The organism is Oscillospiraceae bacterium (assembly GCA_015068645.1).
In the GTDB taxonomy this organism is placed as follows: domain Bacteria; phylum Bacillota; class Clostridia; order UMGS1840; family UMGS1840; genus SIG452.
In genome coordinates this window covers 12,333-32,103 of the sequence record SVKD01000005.1, presented here as the reverse complement: position 1 = coordinate 32,103, position 19,771 = coordinate 12,333, and the positions used below count along the sequence as shown (strand labels likewise).

19 protein-coding genes and 1 tRNA gene are annotated in these 19,771 nt (G+C 37.2%); 13 read left to right on the top strand and 7 right to left on the bottom strand.

All coding sequences use genetic code 11. The features are described from left to right. Positions 1-88: 88 nt before the first annotated feature. Positions 89-1,498, bottom strand: a complete 1,410-nt coding sequence (gene pyk, locus E7413_03040; GenBank protein MBE7018838.1) for a pyruvate kinase — start codon at positions 1,496-1,498, stop codon at positions 89-91. A 104-nt stretch (positions 1,499-1,602) separates the two neighbouring features. Next, positions 1,603-2,265: an adaptor protein MecA gene (locus E7413_03035; GenBank protein ID MBE7018837.1), complete on the bottom strand. Its 663-nt coding sequence runs from the start codon at positions 2,263-2,265 to the stop codon at positions 1,603-1,605. A gap of 108 nt (positions 2,266-2,373) precedes the next feature. On the opposite strand from E7413_03035, the gene E7413_03030 reads away from it, so the two are divergent. Both E7413_03030 and E7413_03025 read left to right on the top strand, forming a co-directional pair. Then, positions 2,374-3,045: a response regulator transcription factor gene (locus tag E7413_03030; GenBank protein MBE7018836.1), complete on the top strand. Its 672-nt coding sequence runs from the start codon at positions 2,374-2,376 to the stop codon at positions 3,043-3,045. A 29-nt stretch (positions 3,046-3,074) separates the two neighbouring features. Further along, positions 3,075-4,493: a HAMP domain-containing histidine kinase gene (locus tag E7413_03025; protein ID MBE7018835.1), complete on the top strand. Its 1,419-nt coding sequence runs from the start codon at positions 3,075-3,077 to the stop codon at positions 4,491-4,493. Positions 4,494-4,707: 214 nt separating this feature from the next. Here the strand turns inward: E7413_03025 and E7413_03020 are convergent, their stop codons facing one another. The 3 genes from E7413_03020 to rlmD form a co-directional block, all read right to left on the bottom strand. Then, complete coding sequence (locus E7413_03020) at positions 4,708-5,574, bottom strand: hypothetical protein (GenBank protein MBE7018834.1); 867 nt, start codon at positions 5,572-5,574, stop codon at positions 4,708-4,710. A gap of 338 nt (positions 5,575-5,912) precedes the next feature. Beyond that, the gene (locus E7413_03015; protein ID MBE7018833.1) at positions 5,913-6,878 is read right to left on the bottom strand and encodes a hypothetical protein; all 966 of its coding nucleotides are present in this window, start codon (positions 6,876-6,878) and stop codon (positions 5,913-5,915) included. Positions 6,879-6,924: 46 nt separating this feature from the next. Then, positions 6,925-8,310: a 23S rRNA (uracil(1939)-C(5))-methyltransferase RlmD gene (gene rlmD / locus E7413_03010; protein ID MBE7018832.1), complete on the bottom strand. Its 1,386-nt coding sequence runs from the start codon at positions 8,308-8,310 to the stop codon at positions 6,925-6,927. Between the two features lie 247 nt (positions 8,311-8,557). Here rlmD and ugpC point away from each other — a divergent pair, with 247 nt between their 5' ends. Continuing rightward, the gene (gene ugpC, locus E7413_03005; GenBank protein ID MBE7018831.1) at positions 8,558-9,676 is read left to right on the top strand and encodes a sn-glycerol-3-phosphate ABC transporter ATP-binding protein UgpC; all 1,119 of its coding nucleotides are present in this window, start codon (positions 8,558-8,560) and stop codon (positions 9,674-9,676) included. Positions 9,677-10,033: 357 nt separating this feature from the next. Next, positions 10,034-10,966, top strand: coding sequence for a calcium/sodium antiporter (locus E7413_03000; GenBank protein MBE7018830.1), 933 nt, complete (start codon positions 10,034-10,036; stop codon positions 10,964-10,966). A 113-nt stretch (positions 10,967-11,079) separates the two neighbouring features. On the opposite strand, the gene E7413_02995 is transcribed toward E7413_03000, so the two are convergent. Then, positions 11,080-11,817 (bottom strand): histidinol-phosphatase, encoded by a 738-nt coding sequence (locus E7413_02995; GenBank protein ID MBE7018829.1) that lies wholly within the window; start codon positions 11,815-11,817, stop codon positions 11,080-11,082. Positions 11,818-11,982: 165 nt separating this feature from the next. Between E7413_02995 and E7413_02990 the strand changes: the two genes are divergently transcribed. Continuing rightward, a tRNA-Pro gene (locus E7413_02990) sits at positions 11,983-12,059 on the top strand. Between the two features lie 492 nt (positions 12,060-12,551). Here the strand turns inward: E7413_02990 and E7413_02985 are convergent. Next, on the bottom strand, positions 12,552-12,860 hold the full coding sequence (locus E7413_02985; protein MBE7018828.1) for a hypothetical protein: 309 nt from the start codon (positions 12,858-12,860) through the stop codon (positions 12,552-12,554). Between the two features lie 667 nt (positions 12,861-13,527). Between E7413_02985 and E7413_02980 the strand changes: the two genes are divergently transcribed. From E7413_02980 to E7413_02945, 8 genes are all read left to right on the top strand, one after another. Next, positions 13,528-14,064 (top strand): SHOCT domain-containing protein, encoded by a 537-nt coding sequence (locus tag E7413_02980; protein ID MBE7018827.1) that lies wholly within the window; start codon positions 13,528-13,530, stop codon positions 14,062-14,064. An 88-nt stretch (positions 14,065-14,152) separates the two neighbouring features. Beyond that, entirely contained in the window at positions 14,153-14,455 is a 303-nt protein-coding gene (locus E7413_02975; GenBank protein MBE7018826.1) for a hypothetical protein, read from the top strand. Between the two features lie 153 nt (positions 14,456-14,608). Then, complete coding sequence (locus tag E7413_02970; GenBank protein MBE7018825.1) at positions 14,609-14,908, top strand: hypothetical protein; 300 nt, start codon at positions 14,609-14,611, stop codon at positions 14,906-14,908. Between the two features lie 335 nt (positions 14,909-15,243). Continuing rightward, on the top strand, positions 15,244-16,152 hold the full coding sequence (nadA, locus tag E7413_02965) for a quinolinate synthase NadA (protein MBE7018824.1): 909 nt from the start codon (positions 15,244-15,246) through the stop codon (positions 16,150-16,152). Then, positions 16,152-17,426, top strand: a complete 1,275-nt coding sequence (locus E7413_02960) for an L-aspartate oxidase (protein MBE7018823.1) — start codon at positions 16,152-16,154, stop codon at positions 17,424-17,426. Before nadA ends, E7413_02960 begins: the two co-directional genes overlap by 1 nt. Beyond that, positions 17,419-18,270, top strand: coding sequence for a carboxylating nicotinate-nucleotide diphosphorylase (gene nadC / locus E7413_02955; protein ID MBE7018822.1), 852 nt, complete (start codon positions 17,419-17,421; stop codon positions 18,268-18,270). Before E7413_02960 ends, nadC begins: the two co-directional genes overlap by 8 nt. 18 nt (positions 18,271-18,288) lie before the next feature. Next, a complete protein-coding gene (locus E7413_02950) occupies positions 18,289-18,801 on the top strand; it encodes a transcription repressor NadR (GenBank protein MBE7018821.1) in 513 nt (170 codons plus the stop codon). Positions 18,802-18,942: 141 nt separating this feature from the next. Continuing rightward, positions 18,943-19,764, top strand: a complete 822-nt coding sequence (locus tag E7413_02945) for a vancomycin resistance protein (protein MBE7018820.1) — start codon at positions 18,943-18,945, stop codon at positions 19,762-19,764. Positions 19,765-19,771: the final 7 nt, after the last annotated feature.

Here is a 19,771-nt window from a genome sequence, read left to right as displayed (position 1 = left end):
AAAAAGCTGAAATCAAATAAGTTTGATTTCAGCTTTTTTGTGCGACATAGTTTCCGATACCAAGGCATACTTTTGATTAAATTGAAAATTATTTCACGGTAATAACTCGCAGGGTATTGGTGCTTTCCCCTAACGGTATACCGGCTGCAATAACAGCTAAATCATTTTTTGTGATATAGTTTTCCTCGTGAGTTCTTTTGATGGCGTGGGTAAAGAGCGCATCGGAATTGCCTTGCACTTCGGATTTTACAGGATATACTCCCCAGGAGAGCGCCAGTTTTCTGTAAGTTTTTTCATTGGGAGTGGTAGCCACAATTGGCATATTGGGACGGAATTTAGAGACCATACGTGCGGTTCGCCCAGAGTTTGTTACCACAATAATCACTCTTGCATTGAGATCGTGAGCGGTGGTGCAAGCAGCATGAGAAATCGCATCCTGAATGGTGGGGGCAGACAGTGTGCTCAGGGTAAAACGTTTTTTATAGTCAATATCCATTTCCGCACTTCTTGCGATGCGAGACATTGCCTTTACCGCTTCTACTGGGTATTTTCCCACAGCAGTTTCACCGGATAACATAATAGCGCTTGTCCCGTCGTATACTGCATTGGCAACGTCGGAGGTTTCTGCACGGGTGGGGCGAGGATTAGCAATCATCGATTCTAACATCTGAGTGGCAGTAATAACACGTTTGCCTGCGCTGTAACATTTTTTAATCAGCATTTTCTGGATAGAGGGAAGTTCTTCAAAATCGATTTCTACACCCATATCACCGCGGGCAACCATAATACCACTGGAAACTGCTAAAATATCATCGATATTGTTAACCCCTTCACGGTTTTCAATTTTTGCAATGATTTCAATTTCTTCACCGCCGTTAGCATCTAAGAATTTTCTCATACCCACAATGTCATCTGCACGGCGTGCAAAGGATGCGGCAATATAGTCAAAATCGTTTTTGATACCAAAGAGTAAATCTTCTTTGTCCACATCGTCCATATAGGGCATATATAAATCAATGCCGGGCAGATTCATGCTCTTTCTGTCACTTAAGGGGCCACCGGTCAGTACACGGCAGATAATATCGGTATCTTCAATTTTTTCAACCACCATTTCAATGTTGCCGTCATCTAAGAGTACTTTGTTGCCCACGGTTAAATCAAAGGGCAGTTTTTTATAGGTGACCGAAACCATAGATTCGTTTCCAACCATATCTTTGGTGGTTAACGTAAAGAGTTGGTTTTCTGCCAGCATAACTTTTCCGTTTTCAAAAGTTTTGATACGAACTTCCGGACCTTTGGTATCAAGTAACATTGCAACAGGTAAGCCCATTTCTTCCCGTACTTTTTTAAACATATCAATCCGTTTCTGATGACTTTCATAGTCTCCGTGAGAAAAATTGAATCTGGCAGTATTCATACCAGCCAGGATCATTTGGCGGAGCACGTTTTCGTCATCGGTTGCGGGACCTAAGGTACAAACAATTTTAGTCTTTCTCATTGTTAAACTCCTCTGCTGTATTTAAAAAAACATTCTCGTATTTTATAGTATACCACAAGAAAGTCAGTTTGTCACCATCTTTTTCATAATTTTTGAAAAAACTTTTAGGTCAGAAGGGGAGGGGCATCTTCTTCTAAAATCAATGTTCCGTATTCCTTTAGTACACTTTCCATCAAGAGTGGATTCTCTATACTGTCTCCCAAATCACTGAGCAAAAGTTTGATTTTGGGTAAAGCTTGTTTTTCGTTGGAAGATATTACCAGATAAAATTCATTATCCATCAGATAAACTGCTAGTTGTCCGCTGATATATCTTTTGGACAGTCTCCCTGCGTAAAGTGCATCTTCGGATTCCGAAAACGAAGTAATAATCAGATTTTCTTCTTTTTTCGGATGATTTTTGGATTCTGTTTTTGTAAGGAAAATTTCGCAGCCGTCTTTTTTAGATGGTACCATTTCCAACACAATTGCGTGATGAATCATAGAAAATTGGAATTCTTCCTCCAAAGCACCCAAAAGATCCATCACAAGATTGGAAGATGCATTTTCTGAATTTTCTGCATTCATTGTGAGCATTTCCGCACAGGATAATGTGATTTTTACTTGATTTTCATCAATTTTTTCGATTTTCACACCTTTCAGCTCCTTTTTGGAGTTAGATTGAGCCGTCTGTGTCTTTAAAAACAATAGGCTCTTGTTTATTATAACGGATAATATACTAAAAAGATAGACAAAGTTTTTTCCAAATCTCCGTTTTCTCGTGGTAATAACAGGGTAAAATAAGCTTTTTTGTAATTTCTGTGAATCTTCTTGCCTTTTTTAAAAAATATGATATAATGTTTTTTAGTAATATAAGATGTAAATGAGGTGATAATGGTGAATCAACCTACCATATTGATTGTGGATGATGAAGAGCGTATCCGCAAAGTACTGTATGATTATTTTACGAAACAGGATTATCACGTGCGATTGGCAAAAAATGGGGAAGAAGCCATTGATGTGTTTTATGCTAACAAAATTGATCTGGTAATTTTAGATATTATGATGCCTGTGATGGACGGTTATGAAACTTTAAAAGAGCTTCGCAAGGTTTCTAATGTTCCTGTTATGATTTTATCGGCAAAATCGGAAGAGTATGATATTTTAAAAGGTTATGAACTATACGCTGATGAGTATGTGGCAAAACCCTTTAATTTAAAAATTTTATCTGCCAGAGTGGAAGCTCTTTTACGTCGCAGCAATGGTTTGTCTGAAGAAGTTACTATTGGGGATTTGACCTATAATAAAGCCACTTATGAAGTGAGTGTCAAAGCAGAGAAAGTGGAATTAACCAACAAAGAATTTGAACTTTTGGGATATCTTATTTTAAATAAAGGTATTGTGTTGTCCCGTGATGATATTTTAAATAATGTTTGGCACTATGATTATTTCGGTGATGTGAGAACAATTGATACTCATATTAAGAAATTAAGAGCAAAATTGTTAGATTGTGGCAGCTATATCCAAACAGTGAGAAGTGTTGGATATAAATTTGATGCTGCTTTGTAAAAAAATAAAAAAGGAACGGTAATGCACTTGTGAAATCGTTAAAAGCAAAATTGGTTTTTATGCTTCTTGCGGTGGTGTTTTCCATTTTAATGATAATGTTGGTTGCCAATAAGGTGCTGTTGGAGCCGTATTATACCGAGAAGGAAAAGGTAGAATTTCGGGAAACATATCACAAAATTCAAGCCACTGCAGATAGAAATCCTCATCATTTAGCAGAGTTGTTATCGTATACTGCCTCCAATTCTAATATGACCATTATTGTAACTGATCGTTTTCACGATATTCTGTATTCCAGTTCCAGTATGGACAGTAATCAGAAGGCATATTTTACACATCAATTGGTGCAGCATTTTGCTCAGAGTATTCCAATTGTTCCGGGCGGAGATTACGCTATTCAGACGGTGTTGGATGCGGAGGATTCCGAGCATTTGGTTATGGTGGCTGAATTGGAGCCGTTTGGAAAGCTGTTTTTAATCAAATCGATTGCATCCATTCATAAAAGTATGGAGATTTATCATGAGTTCTTTTTGATTGTGATGATTGCGATTGGCTTGATTGGTGCTATTATTATGCTGTTTATCGGTAATTATTTTGTGCGTCCGATCTATGACATTTTGGATATCTCCAAACGAATCACCAATCTGGATTTTTCCAGGAAATTTCAGATTCGAGGGGATGATGAGATTAATGTTTTGGGCGAGCAAATCAATATGATGTCGGATCGATTATATGCTAATATTCAGATGCTTTCTGCCTCTAATGAGTCTCTGCAGCAGGATTTATACCGCAAAGAGCGAATTGAAAAAATGAGGAAGGAATTTTTGCAGAATGCTTCCCACGAATTAAAAACACCGATTTCGGTAATTGCTTCCTACACAGAAATGCTAAAAGATAAAATGGTTACCGAGGAAGACGAGCTGGATTATTATTATGATGTTATTTATGATGAAACCGAGAAAATGAGTAATATCGTCAAGAATCTTCTGAATGTGGCACAGTTGGAATCCCAAACGCTTAATATTACATTGGAAAAATTCAATTTGTCGGAGCTGCTGAGCGATGTGATATCTACCTTCCGTTTACAGATGGACAAGGAACAGATATCGTTGCTGGAAAACATAAAAGAAGATGTAGTTGTGTGTGCGGACCGTTTCTTTATTGAACGGGTCATTACCAATTATCTCAATAATGCCATTGCTCATATCGGGGAACCCAAGGAAATCCGCGTTTCTTTGTATCAGGATGAAAATTTTTCCTATCTGGGCGTTTATAATTCCACGCCCAAGGTTTTAGATCGGGAAAAAATCTGGACCAGCTTTTATAAAAGCGATGAAAGCCAGGGAAATGGATTGGGCCTGTCCATTGTAAAAGCAATTATGGAAGCTCACAAAAAAGAATATGGTTTCCGTTATCTGGATGACGGCGTGGAATTTTTTATCAAGTTGTAATTCAAAATTCTGTGGTGTTGGTAATGATAGGGAAACCTTTTAAAGGTTCAAAAAAGGGATTCAGGTCAAACAACTGACTTGAATCCCTTTTTTTGATTGTGAATACAACAAGTTTTTAGGGTACCCGACCGAAATCTTTGATTGTGTTATATGGTCGGTTTCTTATTTCTGTGGATATTTTTTTAAGGAAACAACAGATTTTTTCTGTGTGAAATTAGTAACCGGGATCATAAACGCAATTCCCATCATAGTCATACACTTTGTAACCCTCATGGCGATGTTCATATGCCAATTTGGTTGCGTTATCATAAATTTTGAAGGCGCCTATCTGAAGTCTTTTGCCATACTCTATTTTTTGTACGTAGTATAAACTGCTACCTGTTTCCGGAGACAATTGGGAAGCTGTGGGATATGGATCGTAGACACAATTTCCGTTTTCGTCATACACCTTGTATCCGTTATAACGGTTTTCGTAAGCTAAATCGGATGCATTATCATACACTTTGAAGGCGCCTATCTGAACCCTTTTTCCTCCCTGGATTGTTTGCACATAGTAAAGCCCGCCTCCTGTGTTGGAGGTTGAAGGAGAGGATTGTGTGGGTTCCGGTGTTGGATCAACTGTGGGTTCCGGAGCCGGCTCCAACGTGGGTTCCGGTGTGGCTGTTTGGGAAGAAGACTGCGCGGTTTCTTCCAGTTGATTATTCAGTTCGTCAATTTCTTGTTTGTACTGATCAGCTTGGTAAGCAGTGTTACTATAAGTTCCTTTCATTTGATTATAACGTAAAGCTGTTAGCAGGCAAATGACTGCCAATAGTAATAATACAGCTAACGTACATAACAGAAACATTTTATACTTTTTATTTTCCAGATACATTCTGTCTGCTCTGGAACGCTGCCGATAGGGGATGGTATTGATTTTTAAACCGGCAATTTCATCGTTGATTTTTGTGATTTTTTTTTGCAGCGACAGCTTTCTTTTATAATCAGTTTCTGTGAGAAGTACTTGGTTATAATAGTCTAATTCTCTTTCCAGTTGTATCAGTTTTGCTTCTGTTTTAGAATCAATAGGGAATTCCGACATTATGATTTATCCTTTCTTTAGGGTGTTGTATGACGAGGTTACCGTCTGCAATTTTTCATTTGGTATGATATCAAATAGGAATGTCCTGACGCTTTGGTTGATGAAAGATTTACAATGATACCATTCTCCAGCTTTATAATTGTAACACATTTTTTCTTGATTGTCTACTCTTTTATACAAAGAAAAGTTGATATTTGTCGATTCTGTATAGAAGGCTCCCATATTACTTTAACGTAAATTTTCTTGTTACAAAGTTGATTTAAAAAAATCCGCAAGATGATAAAACCATCTTGCGGAATATATTTGATATGTTTATAACTGGATTTTCCTATTTGCAATTAATAACCGGGGTCGTACATACAGTTTCCGTTAGCATCATATACTTTATAGCCTTCGCCGCGGTTGGCATTGGCTGCGTTTTTTGCTTCATCATAAGAAGAATAGGTGCCAAACAGAATGATTTTATTTGGATCTATTTCGTGAGGTTTTTGCACATAGTAAAGATTGCTTTCTGTTGTGGTTGTGGATTCGGAATATGCCGGGTACGGATCGTATATACAATTGCCGCTTGCATCATACACCTTGTATCCGTTGTAGCGGTTTTCGTATGCATAGTTGGTTGCCGCATCATAAACATTGTATGCTCCAATCTGAATTCTCTTGCCATTTTGGATTTTTTGCACATAATATTTCACGGTGCTTGTTTGCTGAGAAGTTTGTGCGGGAGCAGTAGTTGGAGCAACTGTTGGCTCAGGAGTGGGTGCTGCTGTTGGAGCGGCGGTTGGCCTTGCTGTGGGTTCTGCGGTAGGTTTGGCAGTAGGCTCAGCCGTGGTTTCGACATCGGGTTCAGTGGTAGGTTCAGCGCTGGGTTCGATTGTTGAGGAGGGAGCAGGAGTTGAAGATTCTTCCTTTTCTTCAGACGATTCTTGCTTTTTGTTCAGTTCGTCAATTTCTTTCTGGTATTGACCGGCTTGGTTAGAGATTCCTGTGTATGCATTTTTCATTTGATTATAACGTAAAGCAGTCAACAGACAAATGATTGCCAATAGTAATAACACAGCTAATGTGCATATCAGAAACATTTTATATTTTTTATTTTCCTGATACATTCTGTCTGCATTGGGAGATTGCTGGGGAAAGTTGTTGCCCTGTGAGTTGTTGATTTCATCCTTGATAACTGCAATTTTTTGTTCTAATTCCGCTCTTTTATAGTGATCGTTTTCTGAAAGTAGCTGTTGTGTATAGGAATCCAGTTCTTTTTCTAGTTGCGTCTTTTTTGATTGATTATTTGAATACTGTTGCATTGTTGACCGTCCTTTCTGGTGTGTTTATGTTGAATTTTCACTGTTTTTATTCCGTTTTTGACATTAATACCACACATTCGCAATGGAAAGTTCTTGGGAATAAATCAAAGGGATAAACGGTACTTGCCCGATATCCGTTTTCGGTTAAATATTTCATATCACGGGCGAGGGTGGCTGGATTACAGCTGATGTACACTATTTTTTGAGGTTTAATTTCACTAAGCATTTGAAGCAATGATTCGTCGCATCCGCTTCTGGGCGGATCCAATACCACTGCATCGGGAATAATTCCTTGCTTTACCAACTTTGGAGCTTCTTCCTCTGCAGTTCCGCAGATGAATTCCACATTTGTCATACCATTTTTATCGCGGTTCATTTTGGCGTCTTCCACGGCGGGGGCGCAACTTTCAATTCCGTAAACCTTTTTCGCTTTTTTCGCTATATTTAATGTAATAGTTCCGATGCCGCAATACAAATCAAACACGGTATCAAAATCATCTCCCAACAGGGAAAGTGCTTTTTGGTACAGCTTTTCTGCCTGCAGTGTGTTTACCTGATAAAAGGAAGGAAGAGAGATACCAAAGGAAATATCATTCATAGTGTCAGTCAGATATTTTTCACCGTAAACGGTTATGGTATCGTCTCCCAAAATCACATTGGTCTTTTTTTTGTTAATATTGATTGCTATACTAATTATATTAGGGTTTTGTGCGAGAAGTTTTTGGGTTAGTTCGTCTGTATGTAAAATGGCTTTTAAATTCTTGTTCAGATTGACAACTAAGCCCACCATAATTTCACCGGTATGCTCTCCGCGACGAATAAAAATATGGCGGACAATTCCGGAGTGCGTTTCTTCCGTGTAGGGAGAAATGTTATACTCTTTCAAATGAGAGAGAATGCAGTCGGTAATTTCTGAAAATTCAGGATAGCTAATATAACAAGCGGAGCAGGGGATAATCTGATGACTTCTTGCCCGATAAAATCCCGCAACAATATTTCCGTCTTTATCGTAGCCCACCGGAAGCAGCATTTTGTTGCGATAGGATTCTTGTTTTGGTGAGGGTTCGGTGGGAGCAATCTCAGGGATGTTGTTTCCCAATGGACGGAATGCGTTTTTAACAAGTTGCCGTTTGATATTGCATTCGTTAGCATAAGTAGTATGATGAAAAACACAGCCACCGCATTGTTTCGCCACGGAACAGACTGTGTTGATACGTTCGGGCGATGTCTCTACCAGCTTTTCGGTTTTTCCGTAGGCAGAATTTTTTAGAACTTTTAAAATTTTCACTTGGGCAGTTTCTCCAATGAGGAGTTCCGGCACAAATACAACAAAACCGTCTTCTGTTTTTCCGATGCCGCTGCCGTTATGAGAAATATCAGTTACCGTGATGGTTGCAATATCATTTTTCTTTAGCATAATATACCGGTTCAAAAGCAGTGCTTTTTTATCCTTTCGTAATTGTTCTATGGAAAACTCTGTGGAAAAAATATGGAATCTTCGAGCTTGTTTGTTATTTTAACACAAAAGCAGACCAATTTCAACCCCTATTTTTGACGTGCTATGCAAATTGTATAAAATAAAATTATTATTTTTGGTGAATTAACCACTTTTATTTTTGAAACAACTGTGTTATAATGGTCGCATAGTAAGAAAACTTTAACATGGGGGTAAATTGTAAATGGCAGGTTTAATTTTAAAAAATCTTTGCAAAGTTTACGAAGGCAGCCAGCAGAAATCTGTTGATAACTTCTGCCTTGACATTGAAGATAAAGAGTTTATTATTTTGGTAGGTCCTTCCGGTTGCGGTAAGTCCACTACCTTAAGAATGATCGCAGGTTTAGAAGAAATCACCAGCGGTGAACTCTATATCGGTGATAATTTAGTAAATGATGTTTCTCCGAAGAACAGAGATATTGCGATGGTATTCCAGAGCTATGCGCTCTACCCGCATATGACTGTATTCGAAAATATGGCATTCGGTTTAAAACAGAAAAAAGTTCCGAAGGCTGAAATCAAAAGAAGAGTTACCGAAGCTGCAAAAATCTTAGATATTGAGCATCTGTTGGAAAGAAAACCCAAAGCTTTATCCGGCGGTCAGAGACAGCGTGTTGCGTTAGGTCGTGCAATCGTTAGAGAACCTAAGGTTTTCTTAATGGACGAACCTCTGTCTAACTTGGATGCTAAATTGAGAGTACAGATGAGAGCAGAAATCGGTAAACTCCATCAGAGATTACAGACCACCTTTATCTACGTTACTCATGACCAGACCGAAGCAATGACTATGGGTACCAGAATCGTTGTTATGAAAGATGGTGTGGTTCAGCAGGTAGATACTCCTCAGAATCTGTATGATAATCCTGTAAATATGTTTGTTGGTGGCTTTATGGGAAGCCCCCAGATGAACATGACTACTGCAAAATTGGAAAAAGAAGGTAACGAATACGTATTAGTATTCGGTTCCAATAAACTGACTTTACCTGCAAGCAAAATTAACGATGCTGTAAAAGAACATGTTGGCAAAGAAGTAGTATTTGGTATCCGTTCTGAAGATATTCATGATGAACAGTCCTTCATTTCTGCTTTCCCGAATGCAACTATCGATGTAAAAGTAGACTTTTCCGAATTGATGGGTGCAGAAACTTATCTGTACTTATTAGCAGACGGCAATAAATTTATTGCAAGAGTTAATCCTAGAACCACTGCTAAAATTGGTGATAGCATCAAGGTTGGTTTTGATATGGAAAAATTACATCTGTTTGATCCGGAAACTGAACTTTCTATGACCAAAAATTCTTAATTGAAATGTAAAAGGTCTGTCTAATTTTAGGCAGACCTTTTTTCAATTGGCATTATTATAACGTTGAAAAAGTTGAAAAAAATTTCAAAAACACTTGCAAAATGGAAAATATATGATATAATGGTAAAGTAAGTGTTTCTTACAATTGTTGATTAAGAGAATATGAAAAGGGAGTAGCTGGCGTAATGCTCTGGCATTATGGTTACGATACCGTCAGTACGATATTCTTTTAGAATATCCGGTTTGTAATGAAATGGCAAGACTTTTCTGTAAGTATTTACAGGAAAGGTCTGCCTTTTTTTGTGCCTTTCTTGCAGACACAATCTCAAAACTAAAGATACAAAAGGAGATTTAAAAATGGAAGTTTTATTGCAGTTTTTGCTTTTGGCAATCGGATTTACAATGCTGGTAAAAGGTGCGGATTGGTTTGTGGACGGTGCCTCCGGCATTGCCACTAAGTTTAAAATTCCGCAGTTGGTAATCGGTTTAACAATTGTTGCAATGGGAACCAGCGCCCCGGAAGCCGCAGTAAGTATTTCTGCCGCTTTGGGTGGGAATGCGGATATTACGATTGGTAATATTGTTGGTAGCAATATTTTGAATGTATTGATTATTTTAGGGTTATCTGCAGTTATCACACCTTTGGTGGTTGCCAAGTCCACCGTTCGAGTAGATATTCCTGTAGTGCTTTTAGCATCCCTACTATTATTTATGGGGCTGGACGGTTCCTTGAACAGATGGGAAGGACTGGTGCTTTTAGCAGTATTTATAGCATATATGGTATACTTATTTGTAACTACCTTAAAACAAAAAAACGACCAGCAGAAAGAAATCAAAGAAATATCCATTTGGAAGGCGTTAATCTTTACAGTTGTTGGACTTGGTCTGATTGTATGGGGAAGTAATGTAACTGTTGATGCTGCTACTGCTTTGGCAACCATGTGGGGAATGAGCCCTCGCTTTATTGGTCTGACAATTGTTGCTTTGGGAACTTCTTTGCCGGAACTGTTCACTTCTGTGATGGCTGCACGAAAAGGCAATGCGGATATTGCGATCGGTAACATTGTGGGAAGCAATATCTTTAATATTCTCTTTGTGGTTAGTATTTCGTCTCTGATTATTCCGGTTCCGTTCCAGAGTAAATTTATTTTTGATACCCTTGTGGCAACCGGTGCTGTTGTGTTATTGTGGATTTGCTGTGCAAAAGATAAAAAGTTATATCGCTGGGGTGGTTGGTTGTTCCTTCTAAGCTATGCGGCATACTTTGCAGTAATTGCAATGCAACACTAAAATATCAAAAATAAAAAAGCTCTCAACCGAGAGCTTTTTTATTTTTGTGAATACAACAAGGTTCCGGGGCACCCGACCGCAATCTTTGATTGCGTTATCGGGTCGGGTTCTTATTATTCTAAACTTTTAAATTCATCCAGTTCGTGCAATTCGGCATTGCAATATGGTTCGTGCAGTTCTTGCGTAAACACTTTCATTTGTCCGGATTTTACCTTATTGATAAAATCTGCCACACTTTCTACGGGTGTTTTGCTCTGCATTCCGCCTAAATACTCATAAGTAAAACCGTGGTTATCAGTTCCTGCGAATTCTAAAAGTTTGTACTGCTTGGCATATTTTTTTGCGGAGTCGTTTTCAAAATCGGTGCGGGAAGCATTTATCACTTCCACTCCGTGTACACAACGGGGAAATAAACGAATATGGTCAATATAGCCGGCCTCACGGAAGGGGTGCGCATGAATGACTAACGCTCCGTGTTCCATATAATAGGGGAGAAGTTCGCTCATTTTCATAGTTTCAATTTCAGGATGAGCTAAAAACCAGTCCTTATCCAAACCGTAAATTAAAAAATCGGTTCCGTCGATATAAGTTGATTCCACACCGCAAAACACTTTGATGCCGATTTCATCTTGCAGTTTCAGCGCTTCTTCATAATCGGAAAAATAAAAGCGGATTCGTTCTTCGTAAGATGCATTTCTGATATCAAGACAAATATTGCCGTCAATAAAATGATTGGTGATAAAAATTCCGTCAAATCCAACTTTTTTATAAAATTCCATAATCTGCCGTATAGTTACCACGGCGCATTTGCTCACGGGTGTTGTGTGCAGATGTGTTTCGTATTTAAACATAGTATCACCTCGGGTGATATTATAACAAAAATGCAGCCAAATGGCAATTCTTTTTGCGAAAAAAACTAAGAAATCGATAAAAAATAAAAAAAGTGAAAAAAATTAAAAAAAATTTAATTTTACTCTTGACAAATCGGGATAAAGACTGTATAATATCCTAGGTAACGGGATGTAGCGCAGCTTGGTAGCGTGCTTGAATGGGGTTCAAGAGGTCGCAAGTTCGAATCTTGTCATCCCGACCAGAAAAAAGCATCGACTTTGTCGATGCTTTTTTTAGTTATATTTATTTCTTGCGGAACAAGTGATATTTCCTGCGTAAATGATGTTGCCATTCGTTGAGTTGAAGGAATCAATATAATATCACTGAAACCGATTGGTTTCAAGATCACTTTTGGTTTATCAAAAATAACACTCCAACGAAGTTTTAATATCACCGAAATAAAGTGTCATCTAAACCATTTGTTATATTTTGAGTGTTCTTATCAAAAGTGCTTGAAAACTGCTTATTTCAAGGGAATTAAGCAGTTTTCTTTTTTTGTGCGTTTCTTCTTATTTCCCCTTATTTACCCTTGCTTTTTCTTCTATTTACTGTCAAATCAACTGTCAAAAAGGCTATCTGCGTTTAAATTACAGATAGCCTTTTATGTTCCTGTTTGTTTCTTGCCTTTCTTTTTCTGCCCCTGTTATTTGCTTTGATTTAGGTCAGAGAGTGTAGCGTTCTGCTACATTATATTTTATAATTGCTTGTTTTCCTGTATTCCTAAAAACTGCTTTATATCAACATCGATATAATTTGAAAACTTTAAGCACTCATTCCAATCTTTTATTAAATGCCCGTTGTTGTATTTTATCAGGTTTTGAATTATGCTCCTTAAATCATAAGTGTTTTTTATCATTTGCTTTTTAATTTGGTCTGTTGATTGTTTCCCTTTATAATCGTTATCAAGACAACAATAAATATTGTTTCTCATCATTTGAAAACCTATAATAATTGTGTTTGATAGTGATATAATCATTATCAAGCCAAAAGAGAAACCAAACAAAGTTTGTTTGACTTATTTTATCAATATCTGCTTGTGAAATATGCTTTAAGGTGTAATTGTTGTTTTTTACTCTGTTTAATATGGGGGTGTTTTTCATTTGTAGTAAGCCTCCTGTATCTTTTTATTTTTTATTGTTCACATTAGCGAAAGTGCCATTAGGTTTTTAACCTAATGTTCCAAAGGTCTCAACCTTTTATACAGTATGCTTTTTTAGTAGGGGTTTATAATTTTTAAGTGTTCTATACAATTTTTTGTTAAATTATGGACTTTTACCTATGTTTATGATATAATATTACTAATTTATGGTTTGGAGGATTAAACTATGGATGTTTCAAAAATGACAGATAAGGAACTTAAAGAATTAAAAGAACCATTATTGAAGAAATTAATAATTACTGCAGTGGTTTTTGTAATCAGTTATGTGTGGTTTATTTCAACTGATTCACCGGAAGGAATGTTTTTTCCTGGATTAGCTTGTGTAGGTTCTGTTATCTATGTGTTTATTCCGCTTCGTAAGTTCGCACCAATAAACAATGAGTTGCGAAAAAGAGCATTGGATACCTTCCAACAGACTTTGCAGTCCGTTGTTCCAGCTGGTTGCCAGACAACGGTTACTGTGTTGGGAACAAATATAGCGGATTCAAAGGCATTTGGTCTAAAAAAGAATATGATATATTATATGTGGAAAGATAACGATAAACTGAAATTGTTCCCTATAGGTGGAAAAATGGAAGCGGGCGATTCTCCCCTAAAAGCTATTGCTCTAAAAAACATTCTTTATTATGAACTTGATGGAGAACTTTATCACGAAACAAAGATTAGTGGCGGTGGAGGCAGTAGAACATCTATTCCAGGAGCTATGATAGGTAAGGCTGTTGGCGGAACTGTTGGAGCACTTCTTCTTGGTAACAAAGGGCCAAAATCTATACAAAGTAGAGATATAACTCACGATACCCGAGCTGTATATTTAAGATTACCAAATCAAATATATATTAAGTTTGCTTATACAGATTTAAATGTTTTTAAGATGGTTATACCCGAAAAAGATGTTGCCGCTATAAATAGCCAACCACAAACGCAACCAGTTCAAGAAATCAACTCATCTGCTGCGGATGAAATTGTGAAATACAAGAAACTTTTTGACGACGGAATTATAACTGAAGATGAGTTTAACGCAAAGAAAAAACAATTATTAGGGTTATAAATATAAAGCACCGCCTACAATCTGTAAGCGGTGCTTTTGCCATTTTGTTTCTTTCCCTTGTATTTAACCGCCTTTAACGGCGGTTTTTATATTATACAATCTACTTTTATACGCAGTCCAGACAGATATAATTAGGAAAAGTCCTGTTATTGAAGCAGACCATAAACCAAACAAGAATAAACTTGAGGCAGAAAGAGAAAGCAAACCAAAGGAAAGGATTTTTACAAAGGAAGAATTAGAACGCTTCAAAACAGCCTGTTTTAGTCAATACAAAAACGGAAATTACAAGTATCCTTCAAGATGGGTATTTCAGTTTATGTTGAATACTGGACTAAGGCTTGGCGAAATGATTGCTTTACCCTATGGAGATGTTGATTTGAACAAAAAATAGTATCTATTACTAAAAATGTAGTTTGGGTTTCTAACCGAGATAAAGATGGAAAGCGTATAAAGGGTTTTCATCCTGTATTACAACATACTACCAAAGGTGGCAGAGATAGAATAGTTCCACTAAACGAAAAAAGCCATTGAAGCATTTTTGGAAATGAAAAAGAAAACTTATAAAGATGATACAAGTCTTTTAATTCATAGTAAAAAAGGCGGTTATGCTAATCAAAACGAGTGCGACCAAAAATTTTATATTATCTTGAAAAATGCGAATATTGAAAGAATGGGATTACATACCCTTAGACATCAATTTTGTTCAACGCTTTTTGAAGCTGGAATCAATCCGAAAAAAATCAGTTTGTTATTAGGTTATAAAGATGTTTCTACAACTATAAATACCTATACTCATATTATTAAAGGTCTTGAAGATGAAGAAGAATTGAAAATATGCGTATAACACGAAAACAGGGTTTAACGCCCTGTTTTTTGTTTGTTATTATTGAATTATATTATAAAATGTAGTATAATAAAAATGAAAATAAAATTGTTAATATTTTCTCAACTGTCAAATAACTGTCCAGCAGAAAATAAAGTCTTGAAAGCCTTGATTTTACAATAGTTTAAGATATTAACAGAAAGATATCCAAACCATTTGGTTTTTTCACAGGAATCTGTCAGATTTGGCAGATTTTTTTCATGATGTAAAACTTAAAAAAAATTTACAGATAAGTTGACAGATGTAAAGTTATATGTTAAGATGTTTAATAATGTTTTATGAAGCTTATGAGGTGAATTGGTATTATGGAAAAACAAATAGAGAAGCTGAAATCTGAAAAAAACGCAATCATACTTGCACATTACTATGCCCCAAAAGAAGCACAAAGAGTGGCTGATTATGTTGGTGATTCATTTTATCTTGCAAAGGTTGCCAAGAAAACCACGGCAGATATTATTGTTTTCTGCGGCGTTTCTTTTATGGGCGAAAGTGCAAAGATAATAAATTCCGACAAGAAGGTTTTGATGCCGGATTTGTCTGCTGATTGTCCTATGGCGCATATGGTTAAGCCCGGGATCGTTGATGAAATGAGAAATCAATTTCAAGACCTTGCTGTTGTGTGTTATATCAATTCAACCGCTAAGCTGAAATGCCAAAGTGATGTGTGCGTAACATCATCGAATGCAGTAAAAATCGTTAAATCACTGCCGAACAAAAATATTTTCTTTATTCCTGACCGTAATCTTGGGAGATTTGTGGCAGAGCAGGTTCCCGAAAAGAATATTATTTTAAATGATGGATATTGTCCGATTCATGCCGCAATTACAAAAGAACAGTTACAAATAATAAAGACAGAGCATCCTGAAGCGGAAATTCTTACTCATCCGGAATGTGAACCGGAGATTCTTAAGATGTCCGATTATATAGGTAGTACAGCAGGTATTATAGATTATGCGAAAATGTCGGATAAGAAAGAGTTTATCATATGCACGGAAGATGGAGTGAATTTTAAACTGACAGAAGATAACCTGGATAAGAAATTTTATTATGTATCTCCTGCACCATGTTGCAAAGATATGAAATTAAATACTCTTGAAAATATACTTTCCGTTTTGGAAAAAGAGAATAACATTGTAGAAATAGATGAAGCAACAAGAAAGAAAGCACTTGTTCCGCTTGACAGAATGCTGGAGTGTGCAAAGTAATGAGTACAGATATTTTGATTGTTGGATGCGGTGTTGCAGGACTATACTGTGCACTGAATTTTCCAGAAAACAGAAACATTTTAATCGTAACAAAAAATATAGCAAGAAAAAGCGATTCATATCTTGCGCAGGGCGGTATTTGTGTTCTGAGAGATGAAGAGGACTACAAAGCTTTTTTTGAAGATACCATGAAAGCCGGTCATTATGAAAATAATCCTGAATCAGTGGATATTATGATTCGTTCATCGCAGAGCGTAATTGAAGATTTGGTATCCTTCGGAGTTCGTTTTGAAAAGAATGGAGAAACTTTTAATTATACCAAAGAGGGGGCGCATTCTGCACCGAGAATTCTCTTTCATGAGGATGAAACAGGGAAGGAAATCACCTCGCATCTGTTGGAAACTGCAAGAAGCCGTAAGAATATAACACTCATTGAGAATTTTACAATGGTTGATCTTATTTGTGCTGATAACGAGTGCAGAGGAATTATCGGTCACGATGAAGAAGGTAATTACAAGGCAATCACTGCAAATTATACTGTTCTTGCAACCGGTGGTATAGGAGGACTTTTCGAGCATTCCACAAACTACCGTCATTTAACCGGCGATGCACTGGCACTTGCTATTAAGTATCATATTCAGTTGCAGCATATGGATTACATACAAATACATCCTACCACCTTGTTTACCAAAAAAGATGGAAGAGAGTTTCTGATTTCGGAATCGGTAAGAGGTGAGGGAGCTGTGCTTCTTAATTCTGAAGGAAAAAGATTTACTGATGAATTGCAGCCTCGTGATGTGGTGACAAAGGCAATATTTGCAGAAATGCAGCGAGAAGGAACAGAGCATGTGTGGCTCTCATTTGCACCTATTTCGGAAGAAAAAATCAAGATGCATTTTCCAAATATCTATCAGCACTGCCGCAGCGAAGGATATGATGTAACCAAAGAGCCGATTCCTGTAGTTCCGTCACAACATTATTTTATGGGTGGTATTGATGTAGATGGGTTTGGTAAAACAAGCATGGGCAGACTCTATGCAGTTGGAGAAACTGCGTGTAACGGTGTTCACGGACGAAACAGGCTGGCCAGTAATTCGCTTTTGGAAAGTCTTGTTTTTGCCAAGAGAGCAGCGTCAGATATAAACCTTAATCACAATTCATTAAAAGATGATTTATTACCGGAAATAAACCCGGAGAATTATGAAAACTATCGTGAAGAATACAAAGAGTTAATTTTAAACTCAATTGAGAAGGAGAAAAACAGCCATGAATAATATTACAATGAAATTAAACGCAGATGATTTGATTTTATCAGCATTGCAAGAAGATGTTACAAGTGAAGATATCACAACAAATTCCGTTATGCCTGAATACAAAGCAGGTGAGGTGGATTTAATTTGTAAAGAAGACGGTGTAATCGCAGGGCTTGATGTGTTTAAACGGGTTTTTACACTCCTTGATGAAAACACAGAAGTAACATTTAATTGTAAGGATGGAGATAGGGTTACCAAAGGGCAAAAGCTCGGTATTGTAAGAGGCGATATCCGTGTTCTTCTTTCAGGGGAACGTACAGCACTGAACTATTTGCAGAGAATGAGTGGCATTGCAACCTATACCAGAAAGATTGCAGACCTTTTGGAAGGTTCAAATACAAAGCTTCTTGACACAAGAAAAACAACACCGAATATGAGAATATTTGAAAAGCATGCCGTAAAGGTGGGGGGAGGACATAATCACAGATATAATTTAAGTGATGCCATTTTGCTCAAAGATAATCACATTGGCGCTGCCGGCGGCGTGAAAGAAGCCGTTTGGATGGCCAAGAAATATGCGTCATTTGTATGCAAAGTTGAGGTTGAGGTTGAAAACCTGGATATGCTCAAAGAAGCGTTAGAAGCGGGAGCGGATATTATTATGCTCGACAATATGAGCATTGAGGATATGAAGGAAGCAGTAAAACTTACCGCAGGGAAAGCTATCACTGAGTGCAGCGGTAATGTAACACAAGAAAATATTGCAAGACTTGCGGATATTGGTGTGGATTATATTTCGAGCGGAGCATTAACTCATTCAGCTAAAATTCTTGACCTTTCACTGAAAAATCTTCATGCAATCTGATAGAAGGGCGGTAATTTTATGAAAGCTGACCAAAGAAGAAGAGAAATCGCAACCTATATGATGTCGCAACAAAAGGCAATATCCGGCAGCAAATTATCCGAACAGTTCGGTGTGTCCAGGCAAATTATTGTTCAAGATATTGCTGCGCTGAAAGCAGCTGGGTATACAATTCTTTCAACACATAGCGGATACATTATGCAGACTACGCCGCATTGTGAAAGATCTTTTAAGATGTATCACACCAGCGAGCAGACAGAAGAAGAACTGAATACCATCATTGATTTCGGCGGTATTGTTACAAATGTTTTTGTATGGCATAAAGTATATGGAAAAATGACTGCACCTCTTAATATTTCTTCAAGACATCACATAGCGCAATTTATAGAAGGGGTAAGAACCGGAAAATCAACAGAGCTTATGGCGGTCACCGGTGGATATCATTACCATACCGTTAAAGCAGATTCTAAAGAAGTGTTGGACAGAATAGAAATTGCTCTGCGGGAAAAAGGATTTATTGCACCGGGGATTTAAAATGAGGACTTGTTTTTTGATATTGAAGACTTTGTTTCCGAACGGATGCAACAAAAATATTTTAGACGAGATACCAAGAAAACAGAAGAATATCTATGAAAATATGATATTATATACCTAAATAATAAAAAGGAAATTAATATGGAAAGAAAATTGTTTTGTGAACTGTCGCCTGTAACCTATTGCTTATCTGTGCAGAAAAATATACTAACCAGACATTTGAAAGATTTGGTTTCCAAACAGAAGTTTGCCAAGAAAAAATCAGCAGATAAATTACCTGTTTTAGTGGCAGAGCATCAGTCAGTTATCAGACGTACATTGGGAAATGTTGATATGAAGCTGCAGGAAAACAAGGCAAAAAATCTGTCGCTTGCTGCGCCCAACGTGAACGGAATTTTAATTCGTCCCGGGGAAGTGTTTTCTTTGTGGAAACTTTTGGGAAAATGTAAGAAATCTCAAGGATATTTACCCGGCGTTACCATTTCAAATTCCAATGTTTCTTCCGGAGTCGGTGGAGGAATGTGTCAGCTGAGTAATTTAATTCATTGGATGATTTTGCATTCTCCGCTAGAAATTGTAGAGCATCATCATCACGATGGATTTGATTTGTTTCCGGATTGCGACCGAAGAGTTCCTTTCGGAACGGGGACTTCCATTGCATATAATTATTTGGATTACCGTTTTAAAAATCCAACAGATGACACTTTTCAGCTTTGTGTGTGGACAAATGATATCCGACTTTGTGGTGAATTGCGATCAGAAAAATTACCTTGCTGTCAATATGAAATTCGTGTGGAAGATGAATGTTTTATTAAGGAAGCAGATGATGTTTACCGAATCGGGAATGTTTACCGTAAGTGTGTCGACAGAAAAACCGGTGACACACTTTGGGATGAATGTATCCGAAAAAATCACGCTAAAGTGTTATATGATACCAAGCATTTGAATGTTCAGGAATATTAAAGGAAAT